The sequence below is a fragment of the Micromonospora sp. KLBMP9576 genome (assembly GCF_050941805.1).
Taxonomy (GTDB): domain Bacteria; phylum Actinomycetota; class Actinomycetes; order Mycobacteriales; family Micromonosporaceae; genus Micromonospora.
Genome location: NZ_CP194567.1, coordinates 3,918,930 through 3,932,627 on the forward strand (window position 1 = coordinate 3,918,930; position 13,698 = coordinate 3,932,627).

Here is a 13,698-nt window from a genome sequence, read left to right on the forward strand (position 1 = left end):
TCGCAGGAGGCCGCGGCCCGCAGGGCCGAAGGTCCCGGGCGGGCGGAGGCGAAGGGCGCGACCCATCGCGCCGGAGGCCGGGCCGTCTGGCCGGGGATTGGGCGGTCCTCCGGGATCGGGCCATCCCGCCGGGAGATCGGGTCAGTCCTCCGGCGAGCCGGGGCTGACCAGGCCCGTCTCGTAGGCGACCACCACCGCCTGCACCCGGTCGCGCAACCCGAGCTCGGCGAACCGAACGGCCGCCCTGCGGCCCACTCGGCGAGGCGGCGCGTCTTCCAGTGCAGCCGACCGCCGTCGTCCTCGTCGTCCGGCCAGTCGACGACGTGGTCGGGTCGGCCATGCTCACAGATCTGCTGATCCCATGGCTCGTCACCACCTCCGAGAATGCGGTCGGCGGGCTCCGCGTGACGGGTTACCGCGTCACGGGCAGGGCGCCCGCCCGCAGACATCGATGACCCTGCCGGTGAGCAGGAACACCGCCTTCTGTTTCTGGGCGCCGGCCTGGGCGCGCGGGAACTCGTGCGAATCGTCGCCGTACTCCGGCCCGGCCGGGGCGAGGTTGGTCGGCGGTGGCGCGTACGCCGCGCCGCTGTTCCAGATCACCATCGCCGAGCCGGTGTACGGGTACCTGCGGATCGGCGTGATGCCCCAGTACGGCCGCACGTCCGGTGACCAGCCGTCGGCAAGCGCGGGAGTGTGCAGGCGGGCGCCGATGGTGCGGGCCTGGACCTCCGCCGCGGCGGGGGAAACCTGCTGATCGCCGAAGGCCACGTGCATCAGCACCTGGTGTGCCGGGGTGCCAGGCAACGGCCGGTCGGTCATGTGCTGGGCGTACCCGTTGGCCTCGGACCGGTCCCACAGCATCTGCAGCAGCGCGAGAATCAGTTGCTGGTCGGTCTTGTCGCGGTAGTAGCGGTCCAGGGTCGCCTGGAACGGGGTGAAGGCGACGCTGCGTTGCAGCAGCGTGGAGTAGTTCATCGCCGGCACGCCGAGCACCGACCGGGTCCAGTCCTGGGCGATGGCCGTGAGTGCGCCACCGTTGATGCCGCCCTGGCTGTTGCCGTCGTAGTGCAGCCCGCCGGCCACATCGATCAGCGACCGTCCGGTGGCGTCCCGGAACGCCGGATGGGCGGCGAACCCGCCCGGGTGGATCATCGTCCGGCCCAGGAAGAGGAAGTTCAGGTAGCTCTGCTGCAACCGGTCGACCACCGCGGGGAAGGCACGAAGGTCGGTGAAGGCGCCGGCCACGTAGGAGATGTCGGCGGCGGCCATGCCGATCCAGCTGGTCGCGCAGAAGGTGAAGTCGTACGTGTGCGACATCGTCTTGACGTTGCCGGCGTTGATCTCGGTTGGCCGACCGAGCAGGCCGTGCCCGTAGAGCGAGAGATGCGCCGGTTTCGCGGCGGAGGCGCTGCGCGGGATGTTGCAGACGAAGTCCGCCGCCACCGTCGCGCCGGACGGCGTGGGCAGGGCGTCCGGCGTCGGTGGTGTCCCGTCGCCGTCAGCGGGCCCGTAGTGCAGCCGGGAGCCGGGCAGGCCGTCGCCGGTCAGATAGGACGGTACGCCGATGGTGCCGGTCACCTGCCGGGCGATAAGCGGATCCTGCTCCGGTGCGTAGTCGGTCACCTGGGTGACGGTGAACGACGGCGCGGCCCGCCCGAGGGCGGCGAACGCGCCGTCCCGCATCGCCAGCGTCCGCCCGGTCAGGCCGTGCCGACTGGCCACGGTGAAGTCCCAGGCCAGGTAGAGGCTGTGCCGCTTGACGCCGGCCCGGCCCAGGTCGGCCAGGATCCGCTTCATCTGTGGAACGCGAGCGTCCCGACGGTCCAGGCCGGCGCCGGTCACGTACGCCGTGAACGTCTTCGGCGCCCGGATCAGCGCCCGGTTGCCGTCGCGCAGGCCGCGCAGGCCGACGACGTACCGGGTGCCCTCGGTCAGCGCCACCGCCGGCCGGATGATCAGCAGTTGCCGCTCCGGCTGGTCGGCCGCGCGCGCGTCGAGCTCGGCCCAGTACGGCGTCCGCCTGCCGGTCCGCGCGTCGAGCAGCACGATCGGCGCGTCCGGCGCCAGCGAGCGGCCGATGTCCGTGACCGGCGCGATCCCGGTCGCTGCGGCGTCGAGGCGGGGCACGCGCACCAGGATCGGCGAGCCGGGGCTGAACCCGTCCTGCCGGTTCCATTCCGTCGGGTCGATCCGGGCTCCCGTCACGTTGGCGGGCATCGCGGAGGCCGCGAACCGCACCCGCTTGCCGGTAGGGCTGCTCCGGTCCGGCACGGTGAAGTAGTCGTTCGGGAACGGCAGCAGGCAGGCCGTCGGGTCGATCGGGTCGCAGGACCCCTGCCCGCCGGGTGCGGAACCCGCGGGCGGTGCCGCGTAAGCGGTCGCGCCGAGCAGGACGGCGCCTGCGGTCACCAGCGCGGACACGGCGAGACGGAGCCGTCTGGGTGTGGTCACGCGCGTCTCCTTCGACACTGGACGGTTGTTCGGTGCGGGTTCAACGGTGGTGATGGAGCGTGGTGTTCTTCCTACGCTCGCGAATGGGTCTCGGCAAGGGGCGAGGCGGTGCTCAACGACCCGGAGGCACGGCGGCACCCCGAGCTGACCCCGAACCGGCAGCAGGCCGGTACTGGCGGATCAACGACGAAGAACCCGCAGGTCACGGACGTGGTCTACCGTCGGTTACGAAACAGTTCCTCGCAGTGGAGAGACGGTCATGACGCTTCCCGGCCCCACGCCACCACCACAGCTCCAGGTCGGTCTGGGCACCGCCGGGGACCCCGGCTCGGTGCACGCCCTCACGGGCACCGGCACGGCGCTGCTCGTCACCCACTACCCGGCGTCCGGCGCCGGTCGGCTGCACGTGCTCGACCCGCGCACCCTCGCCCCGGTTCGCCCGTCGCTGCCGGTCGGCCACGAGCCCCGGGCGGTGGCCTGGCACCCGGGACGCGAACAGGCGTACGTGATGAACCGGGGGGTGCAGAGCTACAGCGTCTCCCGGTGCGACCTGCGCACCGGGACGGTCACCGACATCCCGATCGGCTTCGGGCTGATCGCGATCGCCGTGGATCCGGCGGCCGACCTGCTCTACACCGCCGACTGGGCACACAAGCGGCTGCACGTGATCGAGTTGGCGGACCCGACGCAGCGGCGCACCGTGCCGCTGCCGTCCGCACCGATCCGCCTCGCGGTCGCTCTCGACGGCACCGTCTACGCGACGCTGTACGTCAAGGGTCTCGTGCCGGCCGACGACGCGCTGGCGGTGGTCCGTCCCGACGGCACGGTGACCGTGGCGCCGATCGTGCCCGCGCACCTGCAACCGGGCGCCGTGGCCGTCGCCCACGACGGGATGGTCCACGTCGGCGCGCTCGGCGGCGGCACGGTCCACCCGCTCGCCGGTGTGCACGACCCCGACACCGGTCAGCGCCTCGGCTCCGTACGCACCGCGGCCGGCGTCCGCGATCTCGCGACCGTCCCGGGGCTGTCCCGGGCCTGGGCGGCGACCGACAAGGGCGTGCAGCTCATCGACACCGTCAACCCGTACGCGCCGCAGACGCTGGACCCGATCACCACCGGCCACGCCCCGTACGCGGTGGCCGTGACCACCGACGGCACGGCGTACGTGGGCGACGTGGTGGACGGCACGGTGTCGCTGATCCGGCCGGACGTCGCGGACCTGCCCCTGGACGCGGTGTCCACGCTGCTCACCGAGGCGGGCTTCGCCCCCACGGCCGGGCTGGGGGCGGCGCTGCGGGCCTACCAGACGTTCCACGAGTTGCCGGTGACCGGGCGGCCCGACGCCGTCACCGCCGCCCACCTGACCGCGCCCGGCTGCGGCAATCCGGACCGGCCGACCACGGCGGGTTTCGTGTTGGAGGGCCACCACTTCAGGCACACGAACCTGACCTACCACCTCGGCAACATGGCGATGCCGTTCGCCCGGGACGACTTCACCGACGAGCTGAAGCACGAGCTGATCAAGGTGTCGTTCGACGAGTGGCGCGCGGTGGTCGGCGAGAACTGGCACGGGCCGTTCGAGTTCACCCCGGTCCTCGACCCGGCCGAGGCGGACATCCTCTTCTCCGTCGGCGACGACCCGGTCTTCCACGACACCGGTTGGTTCCGAACGGTCTACGCCGTGACCAAATGGGGGGCCGCCCCCGGCTGGCCGGAGCAGGGCGGCCAACTGCCGATCATCTTCAACCGCAAGATCGGTTGGGACGCGCACGGGTACTTCGACGTCGACCGGTACGGGCCCGACTTCCGGCACGTCGCCACCCACGAGATCGGCCACGCGTTCGGGCTCAACCACGGCAAGCGCGGCAACGTGATGCACCGCAACGCGAGCTGGTACCGGGTGCCCAAGTCCGACGACCGCAACGGCTTCTTCAGCATGTACGGGCGGCTGCCCTTCACCGACGGCGTCGGCCTGCAGGTGCTCCCGGGTGTGGACCACGTCGCCTACTCCGACTGCGAACGGCACCTCGTGGTGCACCATCCACGGGGCGACGGCTGGACGTGGAGCCGGCTCACCGCCGAGGTGGGCGCGCCCCGGATGAGCCGGGGCACGGCCCCGTCGGCGTTCTTCGCCCACGACGGCATCCCGTCGTACGTCTACGCGGGTGACAACGGCCATGTGCTCCAGATCTGGTACGACCAGGGCCAGTGGTGGTGGGCCGACCTCACCACGGAGAGCGGCGGCGCGCCCGCCATCCGGTACTACCCGCACGCCTACCGCAACGGCGACACCCAGCGGGTCGTCTACGGCGCCACCGACGGTCGGGTGGTGCGGCTGTCCCAGGCGCCCGGCCAGGGCTGGATCTGGGAGGACGTGTCGGTCCCCGGGGCGGCCGTCCCCGACGGCAGCCCGTTCGGGTACGTCGACGGTGTCACCGGCCTCGACGTGATCGTCTACCGGGACGCCGAGGAGCACCTGCGGATGCTGTGGGAGGGCCCGGACGGCTGGGGGCAGATCTCCCTCACCTGGGCCACCCAGGCGGAGAACCCGTTGCCGTTGACGATGTCCCCACTGTGGGGCATGCACCGGGCCGGCGAACGGCACAGGGTGTTCGGCATCGACCACCGGCAGGACATCCGGATGTACGCCGTCGGCGACGACGACGCCTGGCACACCCGCTCCCTCACCGCGGAACTCGGCCTGCCGGAGTGCAGCGCGTCGACGGTGCAGCGGCTGCCCGGCGCGCCAGGGGCCACGGAGACCTGGCTGGTCGTCTTCGCCGACTTCGACGGCGGGCTGTGGGAACTGCACGGCGACGGTGACACCTGGCAGGCCCAGCAGGTGTGGGTCGACGGTATGCCGCCGGTGGGTCGGAGCCTGCTGTCGGCGTGGCTGAGCGGCACCCGGCGGCACATCGCCTACACGGCGGCGAACGGCAACGTCCAGCTGCTGTCGCGTCCCGTCGGCGACGGCGGGTGGCAGTGGACCAACCTGACGCGGGTGGCCGACGTGGTGTGAGGGGCAGGGCGAGAGCCATACAGGATCCATGTCGGACGATATAGACAAACACGATCGTCGATGGCAAGGATGCGGTCATGGGAACTGACGACAGCGGCGCCCGGCCCACGAGGCCCACCCGCCGCACCCTTCTCACCGCCGCCACCGTTGCCGTACCCGCCGCCGTTGCCGCACCCGCGCTCGCCGACCCGGCCGTGGCCGGCGGCACCACCCCGCCCGGCCCCGGCCGTCCCGTCCGCCCGCAGCCTCCGGGCCGCGAGCTGCGCGACCTGCTCGGCGCGGTCGACCAGCGTCGGATCGAGGCGATCGTCCGCCGGCTGGCCGCGTTCGGCACCCGGCACACCCTCTCCAGCCAGGACGACCCCGAGCGCGGCATCGGCGCGGCCCGGGACTGGATCCACGAACGGATGCGGACGTACGCCGCCGCCTCCGGCGGCCGGATGACGGTCGAACTCCAGTCGTACCTCCAGCAGCCGGCGTCGCGGATCCCGGTCCCGACCGTGATCACCAACGTGGTGGCGACCCTGCGCGGGGAGACGTCGCCGACCCGCACCTACGTGGTGACCGGCCACTACGGCTCCCGGGCCACCCGAGCGCCTCGTGCAGGCCGACGTGCTCCCGGAGAAGGAGGACATCTTCTACCTCACGTTCCAGGAGCTTCACGACGTCGTGCGCACGCACCAGGCGGATGATCAGCTCATCCACCGGCGGAAGGACGCGTTCAGGTCGCATCAGTCGCTCACACCGCCCCGGGTGCTCACGTCGGAAGGTGAGGGCGTCGCCGGGGCGTACCGGCGCGACGATGTGCCGACCGGCGCGCTGGTCGGTCTCCCGGTCTCCGGCGGAATCGTCGAGGGACGAGCACGCGTCATCCTGGACCTGGCCGCAGCCGATCTCGCACCAGGCGACATCCTGGTCACCACGTACACCGACCCGAGCTGGTCTCCCCTCTTCGTCGCGGTCGACGGACTGGTGACGGAGGTCGGTGGCCTCATGACCCACGGGGCGGTTTTCGCCCGGGAGTATGGCTTGCCCGCCGTCGTCGGTGTGCAGCAGGCGACCACGCTGATCCGGGACGGGCAGCGAATTCGCCTGCACGGAACCGACGGGTACGTCGAGATCTTGCCCTGACCGACCACCGAGCCGTGTCCCGACTTCTCCCTACCGTCGGGGCGGCCGCCGGCTCAGCGCGCCGCGCCGGCACGGCGCTTGTTGTAGACATCGAACGCCACGGCGACCAGCAGGACGAGCCCCTTCACCACCGACTGTGTCGACTGGTCGACGCCCATCAACTGCATGCCGTTGCTCATCACCGCCATGATCAGACCACCGACCATCGCGCCCACCACCGTGCCCACCCCGCCGGTGACCGCCGCGCCGCCGATGAAGGCCGCAGCGATCGCGTCCAGCTCGAACATGTTGCCGGCGGCGGGCTGCGCGCCGTTGGACCGCGAGGAGTAGATGACGCCGGCGACCGCCGCCAGGAGACCCATGTTGACGAACATCCAGAAGTTGACGGTGCGGACCTTCACCCCCGACAGCGCCGCCGCCGACAGGTTGCCGCCGATTGCGTAGACCTGGCGGCCGAAGACGGTACGCCGGGTGAGCAGGCCGTAGACCAGGACGAGGACCGCCAGGACGATCAGCACGATCGGGAGCCCACGGGCGTGCGCCAACTGCCACGCGAAGTACATGATGACCGCGCCGACCACGGCGACCCGGGCGACGAAGAGCGGGAACGACTCGACGGGCTGCTGGTAGCGGATACGCGCGACACGGGTACGGAATCCGCTGACCGCGTACCCGGCCACGGCGACGGCGCCGATCAGCAGCGTGAAGGCGTCGAAGCCCTGCCCGCCGAGCAGTCCGTTGAGGAATCCCGCCGCGACGAGCTGGTATTCGGCCGGGAACGGCGACAGCGAGATGTTGTCGAGCACCCGCAGGGTGAGGCCACGGAAGAGCAGCATCCCGGCCAGGGTCACGATGAAGGCCGGGATGCCGGCGTACGCCACCCAGAAGCCGTGCCAGGCCCCGACCGCGACGCCGACGGCCAGTGCGGCCAGGATGCCGACCCACCACGGGTAGCCCTGCTGGATCACCAGGACGGCGGAGACCGCGCCGGTCAGCGCGACCACCGACCCCACCGACAGGTCGATGTGCCCGCCGATGATCAGGATGACCATCCCGATCGCGAGCACCAGGATGTACGAGTACTGCAGGACGATGTTGGTGATGTTCCCGGGGCTCAGCGACACCCCGTCGGTCAGGATCGCGAAGAGCGCCACGATGACGACCAGGGCGACGTAGATCCCGCTCTGCCGCAGGTTGTCGAGCACCAGGGCCCGCAGGTCGCTCGTCCCGGTGCGCAGAGCGGCGGCCGGCGCGCCGTCCGGGGTCGTCGGGCGGGTCTTGATGCTGGTCATCCGACGAGCTCCTTGTCCTTGGTCATCAGCTCCATGAGGCTCTCCTGGGTCGCCTCGCCCACCGGCTTCTCGCCGGTGATCCGGCCCGCGGCGAGGGTGTAGATGCGGTCACACATCCCGAGCAGCTCCGGCAGTTCCGAAGAGATGATGATCACCGCCTTACCGTCGGCCACCAGCCGATTGATGATCGTGTAGATCTCGTACTTCGCCCCGACGTCGATCCCGCGTGTCGGTTCGTCCAGGATCAGCGCGTCCGGGTCGGTGAAGAGCCACTTCGACAGCACGACCTTCTGCTGGTTGCCGCCGGAGAGCTTGCCGACCAGGGCCATGACGCTGGGCGCCTTGATGTTCATCTCCCGCCGGCTGGCCTCGGCGACCCTGATCTCCTCGTTGCCGTTCACCCAGCCCCACCGGGCCAGCCGGCTCAGGGCGGCGGCGGAGACGTTGCGCCGGACGTCGTCGATGAGGTTGAGGCCGAACCGCTTGCGGTCCTCGGTGACGTAGGCGATGCCGTGGTCGATCGCCTCGGCGACGGTACGGGCGGTGACCTCCCGCCCGTGCACGAACATCCGGCCAGCGATGTCGCGGCCGTAGGACCGGCCGAAGACGCTCATCGCCAGCTCGGTCCGACCGGCCCCCATCAGCCCCGCGATGCCGACGACCTCGCCGGCCCGTACGCGGAGGCCGACGCCCTCGACGACCAGCCGGTTCTGGGTCGGGTGCCGGACCGACCAGTCCTCGATCCGGAGCACCTCCTCGCCGGGTGACGACACCCGGTCGGGGTAGAAGCTGTCCAGGTCGCGCCCGACCATCCCCCGGATGATGCGCTGCTGGGTGACGTCGTCGGCTCGCATGTCGAGCGTCTCCACCGCACGCCCGTCCCGGATGACCGTGGTCGAGTCGGCGATGGCGGTGATCTCGTTGAGCTTGTGGGAGATCATGATGCAGGTGATCCCCCGGGCCTTGAGCTGTCGCAACAGGTCGAGCAGGTGAGCCGAGTCGACGTCGTTGAGGGCGGCGGTCGGCTCGTCCAGGATGAGCAGGCGCACCTTCTTCGACAGCGCCTTGGCGATCTCCACGAGCTGTTGCTTGCCCACGCCCAGCTGGATGACCGGGGTGACCGGGTTCTCGTGCAACCCGACGGACGCCAGCAGGTCGGCCGCGTCGGCGTTGGCCCGGTTCCAGTCGATCAGCCCGCTGCGGCCACGACGCTCGTTGCCGAGGAAGAGGTTCTCGGCGATCGACAGGTACGGCACCAGGGCGAGTTCCTGATGGATGATGACGATGCCGTTGGCCTCGCTGTCGCGGATGCCGCGAAACTGCATCGGCCTGCCGTCGAACAGGATCTCGCCGCCGTACGAGCCGGACGGGTGGACGCCGGACAGCACCTTCATCAGGGTGGACTTGCCGGCGCCGTTCTCACCACAGATGGCGTGGATCTCGCCCCGGCGCACCGCGAGGGTGACGTCCTCCAGCGCGGTGACCCCGGGGAAGGTCATCGTGATGCGACGCATCTCGAGGATGGTGTCGTCCATGCTCACTGTCCTCTGTCAGGTACGGACGCGGTGCCCATGGCGCCGGGCCCGGCGGTGGTGCCGAGCCCGGCGGACGGGTCAGTTCTTGGCCTGACCGGCGGCGACCTCTTCCGCCGTCCAGTAGCCCGAGTCGACCAGTGCGGACTTGATCTCGTCCTTGTAGACGGTCACGATCGGCAGCAGGTACGACGGCACCACCTTGACCCCGTTGTTGTACGTCTGCGTGTCGTTGGCCTGCGGCTGCTTGTCCTGCAGGAACGCCTCGGAGGCGTTCACGGCCTGCTCGGCCAGCAGCCGGGTGTCCTTGAAGACGGTGCAGGTCTGCACGCCGTCGTTGATCAGCTTGATCGAGGCGATTTCGGCGTCCTGGCCGGTCACCGCAGGGAGCTTCTTGCCCGCCTTGCCGTAGCCGGCGTTCTGCAGGGCGGTGATGATGCCCCGGGAGATGCCGTCGTACGGCGACAGAACCCCGTCGACCCGCGCGCCGTCGTTGTAGCTGGAGGTGAGCAGGTCCTCCATCCGCTTCTGCGCGGTCTCCTGCTGCCACCGCAGGGTCGCCACCTGCTCGATGGTGGTCTGTCGCGACTTCACCTTCACGGTTCCGGCGTCGACGAACGGCTTCAGCGTGTCCATGGCGCCGCCGAAGAAGTACTGGGTGTTGTTGTCGTCGAGCGACCCGGCGAAGAGCTCGACGTTGAACGGGCCCTTCGCGGCGCCCTTCGAGCCGTCCTTGTTCAGCAGGCCGAGACCGACCAGCAGCCCGGTGCCCTGGGCGACGCCGACCTTGTAGTTGTCGAAGCTGACGTAGAAGTCGACGTTCTTGCTGCCGCGGATCAGCCGGTCGTACGCGATGACCGGGATCTTCGCGTCGGCTGCGGCCTGCAACTGGCCGCTGAGCGCCGTGCCGTCGATCGCCGCGATGACCAGGACGTCCGCGCCCTGGGTGATCATCTGGTCGACCTGTTGGGACTGCGTCGGGATGTCGTCGCCCGCGTACTGGAGGTCGACCTTGTAGCCCTTCGCCTCCAGCTTCTCCTTCACCGCTTTGCCGTCGGCGATCCACCGCTCGGAGGTCTGGGTCGGCATCGCGACACCGATGGTCAGATCGCCGGGCTTCTCTCCGCTGGTGTCACCGCCACTGCCTGCACCCTCGCCACTGCACGCCGCCAGGCTCAGCGCCAGCACCGCGCCGCCGAGAGCAGCCAGGAATTTCCTGCGCACGGGTTTCTCCTCTCCGGACTCCCCGTCGACTGCCGGGGCCAGCTGTCACCTTTTCGGGTAGTGTTAGCGCTCACACCGAGCACGTCAACACCTACTCCGAAATACCGGCGCCGCAGTCTCGTATCGGAAACCCCCGGCGAGCGAAGCTGCGAGCGCCTCCTCCACTGCGGACCGGGGCCGCGCGGCGAGGCGGGCGGGGCGGCGGGACGGCAGCCGTCAGCAGCGGGGCGGCGGGGACGGCAGCCGTCAGTGGCGGGGACGGCAGCCGTCAGTGGCCGGGCGGCGGGGCGACGCTGTCGCGGGCGACCAGGGTCGGGGCGATGGTCTGCCGCAGCGCCCCCGCGGTGCCCGTCTCGATCTGGGCCAGCAGCAGCTGAAGGCTCGCCCGGGCCACCGCGTCGAAGTCCGGTCGGACGGTGGTCAGCGGCGGGATGAAGTATGCCGCCTCCGGCACGTCGTCGAAGCCGACCACGCTGATCTCGTCCGGCACGCGCCGACCGAGCTCGTGCAACGCCCGCAGCACGCCCAGCGCGAGATGGTCGTTGGCAGTGAAGATCGCGGTGACCTCCGGCATCCGCGCCAACATCTGCCCGCACCGGTATCCCGAGGCTGCGGACCAGTCCCCCGGCATCAGCGGTGGAAGCTCCGCCCCGGCGGCCGACAACGCCTCCCGCCAGCCCTCGATCCGGCCGACGCTGTCAAACCAGTCGGCCGGCCCCGACACGTGCCAGACCGTGCGGTGCCCGGCATCCAGCAGGTGCTGCGTCGCCGCCCGGGCACCAGCCGCCTGGTCGACCGTCACCAGGGGCACCGGCCGGCGCGGATCGCCGTCGACGGTGACCAGCGGGACGTCCTTGGGCAGGCGTTCCAGCGCCTCGCCGGCCGACTCGACCGGCGCGATGACGACGATGCCGGCGACCCGGTGCGACAGGTGCCGCTCCACGGCGGCCGAGATGGAACGATGGTCCAGGTCCCGCACACTGCCCACACTGACCGCGAAGCCCTCCTCCGCGGCGGTCTGCTCCAACGCGGCCAGCAACGACGCCGGGCCGTACAGCGTGGTGTTCTGCGCGACCACGCCGATGACCTGCGACCTGCCGGTCACCAACGCCCGCGCCGCGCCGTTGGGCCGGTAGCCGAGTTCGGCGATCGCCGCCCGTACCCGCAACCGGGTCTGCTCACGCACATTGGGGTGCCCGTTGAGCACCCGCGACACCGTCTGGTGGGAGACGCCGGCCAGCCGGGCGACGTCCGTCATCGCCGGACCGTGGACAGCCATTTCACTCCCCCGCTACATCTCGGGCCCGCGCGCCCCTCGACGTCGACGGGAGCGGCCCGGGCCGATCCCTCTCGTTCAGCCACCGCGCCGGGCCGAATCCCAGGTGACCAGCGCTGGATCGCCGCCAGTCTACGCCGCGCCGAACCCGGCACGGCCGTGCGGGGACGACGCAGCGGCCCGCCGACCGGACGACGCGCGGGCGGGCGGCGGCCAGGGCCACCCGTCGTGGACGCCCGGGACGTACGCGGTCAGAATCCGCGGGCCAGCCGGTAGTAGGCCTGGTTCCAGCGGATCTCGTCGGCGAAACGGCGGGGCTCGGTGTCGGCGTCGATGACGACCAGTTCGGTCCGGCTCATCTCGGCCAGGTCGTGCAACTCCGCCACGCCCACCGCCTGCGACAGGACGGTGTGGTGCGGCGCACCCGCGGTGATCCACGCCTCGGCCGAACCGGGCAGGTGCGGTCGTGGACGCCAGACGGCCCGGGCCACCGGCAGCCGCCGCAGCGGCTGCGGTGGCGGCACCACGTCGATCTCGTTGGCCACGAGCCGGAAGCGCTCCCCCATGTCGGCCAGTCCGAGCACCACCGCCGGCCCGGGTGCGGCGTCGAACACGAGCCGGACCGGGTCCTCCCGCCCGCCGATGTCCAGGGCGTGGATCTCCACCGCGGGCACGCCCGCCGCGATCGTCGGGCAGACCTCGAGCATGTGGGCGCCGAGCACCAGCTCCTCACCCGGGGTGAGGTCGTAGGTGTAGTCCTCCATGAACGACGTCCCGCCGTCGACGCCCACGGACATCGCCTTGAGGGTGTGGACCAGCACGGAGGTCTTCCAGTCGCCCTCGCCGCCGAAGCCGTAGCCGTCCGCCATCAACCGCTGCACGGCGATGCCGGGCAATTGACGCAGGCCGCCGAGATCCTCGAAGTTCGTGGTGAACGCCCGGAACCCGCCCTCGTCCAGGAAGGCCCGCATGCCGAGCTCCAGGCGGGCGGCGTACCGCAGCGAGTCGTGCCGCGCGCCCCCGGCACGTAGCTCGCCGACGACGCGGTAGGTGTCGTCGTACTCCTTGACCAGGTCGTCGACCTGCGCGTCGGCTATCGCGTCGACCACCTGGACCAGGTCGTTGACGCCGTAGGTGTTGACCGAGACCCCGTAGCGCAGCTCCGCCTCGACCTTGTCGCCCTCGGTCACCGCCACGTCGCGCATGTTGTCGCCGAAGCGGGCCAGCCGCAACGACCGCATCGCCGACCAGCCGAGCGCGGCCCGCGACCAGGCGCCGACGCGGGAGATCACGCGCGGGTCCCGCACGTGCCCCGCGACGGTCTTGCGGGCGACACCGAGGCGGGTCTGGACGTACCCGAACTCGCGGTCGCCGTGCGCGGCCTGGTTGAGGTTCATGAAGTCCATGTCGATCTCGTCCCACGGCAGCAGGACGTTGGCCTGGGTGTGCAGGTGCAGCAGGGGCGTACGCAGCGCGTCCAGGCCGGCGATCCACATCTTCGCCGGGGAGAAGGTGTGCATCCACGCGACGACCCCGACCGCGCCCTGTGCGGCGGCGTCGCGGCAGACCCGCAGGATCTCCCCGCTGTTGGTCAGCACCGGCTTCCAACGGACCCGGGCGGGAATCTGCGGTGAGTCGTCGAGCACGCCCGCGATCACACGGGACTGCTCGGCCACCTGCCGCAGGGTCTCCTCGCCGTACATGCCCTGGCTGCCGGTGAGGAACCAGATCTCGGGTTCGGTGCGTGCTGTCATGGGGATGCCTTCCGCG

At 71.0% G+C, this 13,698-nt stretch carries 9 protein-coding genes; 3 read left to right on the forward strand and 6 right to left on the reverse strand.

What is annotated here, in order from left to right; genetic code table 11:
* Positions 1-420 precede the first annotated feature (420 nt).
* Positions 421-2,454: a hypothetical protein gene (locus ACQ452_RS17255; RefSeq protein ID WP_433385697.1), complete on the reverse strand. Its 2,034-nt coding sequence runs from the start codon at positions 2,452-2,454 to the stop codon at positions 421-423.
* A 259-nt stretch (positions 2,455-2,713) separates the two neighbouring features.
* On the opposite strand from ACQ452_RS17255, the gene ACQ452_RS17260 reads away from it, so the two are divergent.
* The 3 genes from ACQ452_RS17260 (at position 2,714) to ACQ452_RS17270 (ending at position 6,604) form a co-directional block, all read left to right on the forward strand.
* Entirely contained in the window at positions 2,714-5,473 is a 2,760-nt protein-coding gene (locus tag ACQ452_RS17260) for a matrixin family metalloprotease (protein WP_433385700.1), read from the forward strand.
* Between the two features lie 77 nt (positions 5,474-5,550).
* Entirely contained in the window at positions 5,551-6,165 is a 615-nt protein-coding gene (locus ACQ452_RS17265; protein WP_433385703.1) for a hypothetical protein, read from the forward strand.
* Positions 6,143-6,604: a PEP-utilizing enzyme gene (locus ACQ452_RS17270; protein ID WP_433385706.1), complete on the forward strand. Its 462-nt coding sequence runs from the start codon at positions 6,143-6,145 to the stop codon at positions 6,602-6,604. Before ACQ452_RS17265 ends, ACQ452_RS17270 begins: the two co-directional genes overlap by 23 nt.
* A 53-nt stretch (positions 6,605-6,657) precedes the next feature.
* Here ACQ452_RS17270 and mmsB read toward each other — a convergent pair whose 3' ends face one another.
* The 5 genes from mmsB to araA all read right to left on the reverse strand — a co-directional run bounded on the left by mmsB (position 6,658) and on the right by araA (position 13,682).
* The gene (gene mmsB / locus ACQ452_RS17275; RefSeq protein ID WP_433385709.1) at positions 6,658-7,896 is read right to left on the reverse strand and encodes a multiple monosaccharide ABC transporter permease; all 1,239 of its coding nucleotides are present in this window, start codon (positions 7,894-7,896) and stop codon (positions 6,658-6,660) included.
* A complete protein-coding gene (gene mmsA, locus ACQ452_RS17280; protein ID WP_433385712.1) occupies positions 7,893-9,431 on the reverse strand; it encodes a multiple monosaccharide ABC transporter ATP-binding protein in 1,539 nt (512 codons plus the stop codon). Before mmsA ends, mmsB begins: the two co-directional genes overlap by 4 nt.
* A 78-nt stretch (positions 9,432-9,509) precedes the next feature.
* Positions 9,510-10,652: a multiple monosaccharide ABC transporter substrate-binding protein gene (gene chvE / locus ACQ452_RS17285; RefSeq protein ID WP_433385715.1), complete on the reverse strand. Its 1,143-nt coding sequence runs from the start codon at positions 10,650-10,652 to the stop codon at positions 9,510-9,512.
* Between the two features lie 268 nt (positions 10,653-10,920).
* Positions 10,921-11,910, reverse strand: a complete 990-nt coding sequence (locus ACQ452_RS17290) for a LacI family DNA-binding transcriptional regulator (protein ID WP_433385718.1) — start codon at positions 11,908-11,910, stop codon at positions 10,921-10,923.
* Positions 11,911-12,179: 269 nt separating this feature from the next.
* Entirely contained in the window at positions 12,180-13,682 is a 1,503-nt protein-coding gene (araA, locus tag ACQ452_RS17295) for an L-arabinose isomerase (protein ID WP_433385721.1), read from the reverse strand.
* Between the last annotated feature and the right edge of the window lie 16 nt (positions 13,683-13,698).

What these genes read in the sequence shown, in the direction of transcription:
- ACQ452_RS17260 (WP_433385700.1), top strand. Translation starts at nt 2,714, where the DNA reads ATGACGCTTCCCGGCCCCACGCCACCACCACAGCTCCAGGTCGGTCTG.
- ACQ452_RS17265 (WP_433385703.1), top strand. Translation starts at nt 5,551, where the DNA reads ATGGGAACTGACGACAGCGGCGCCCGGCCCACGAGGCCCACCCGCCGC.
- mmsB (WP_433385709.1), bottom strand. Translation starts at nt 7,896, where the DNA reads ATGACCAGCATCAAGACCCGCCCGACGACCCCGGACGGCGCGCCGGCC.
- mmsA (WP_433385712.1), bottom strand. Translation starts at nt 9,431, where the DNA reads ATGGACGACACCATCCTCGAGATGCGTCGCATCACGATGACCTTCCCC.
- ACQ452_RS17290 (WP_433385718.1), bottom strand. Translation starts at nt 11,910, where the DNA reads ATGACGGACGTCGCCCGGCTGGCCGGCGTCTCCCACCAGACGGTGTCG.
- araA (WP_433385721.1), bottom strand. Translation starts at nt 13,682, where the DNA reads ATGACAGCACGCACCGAACCCGAGATCTGGTTCCTCACCGGCAGCCAG.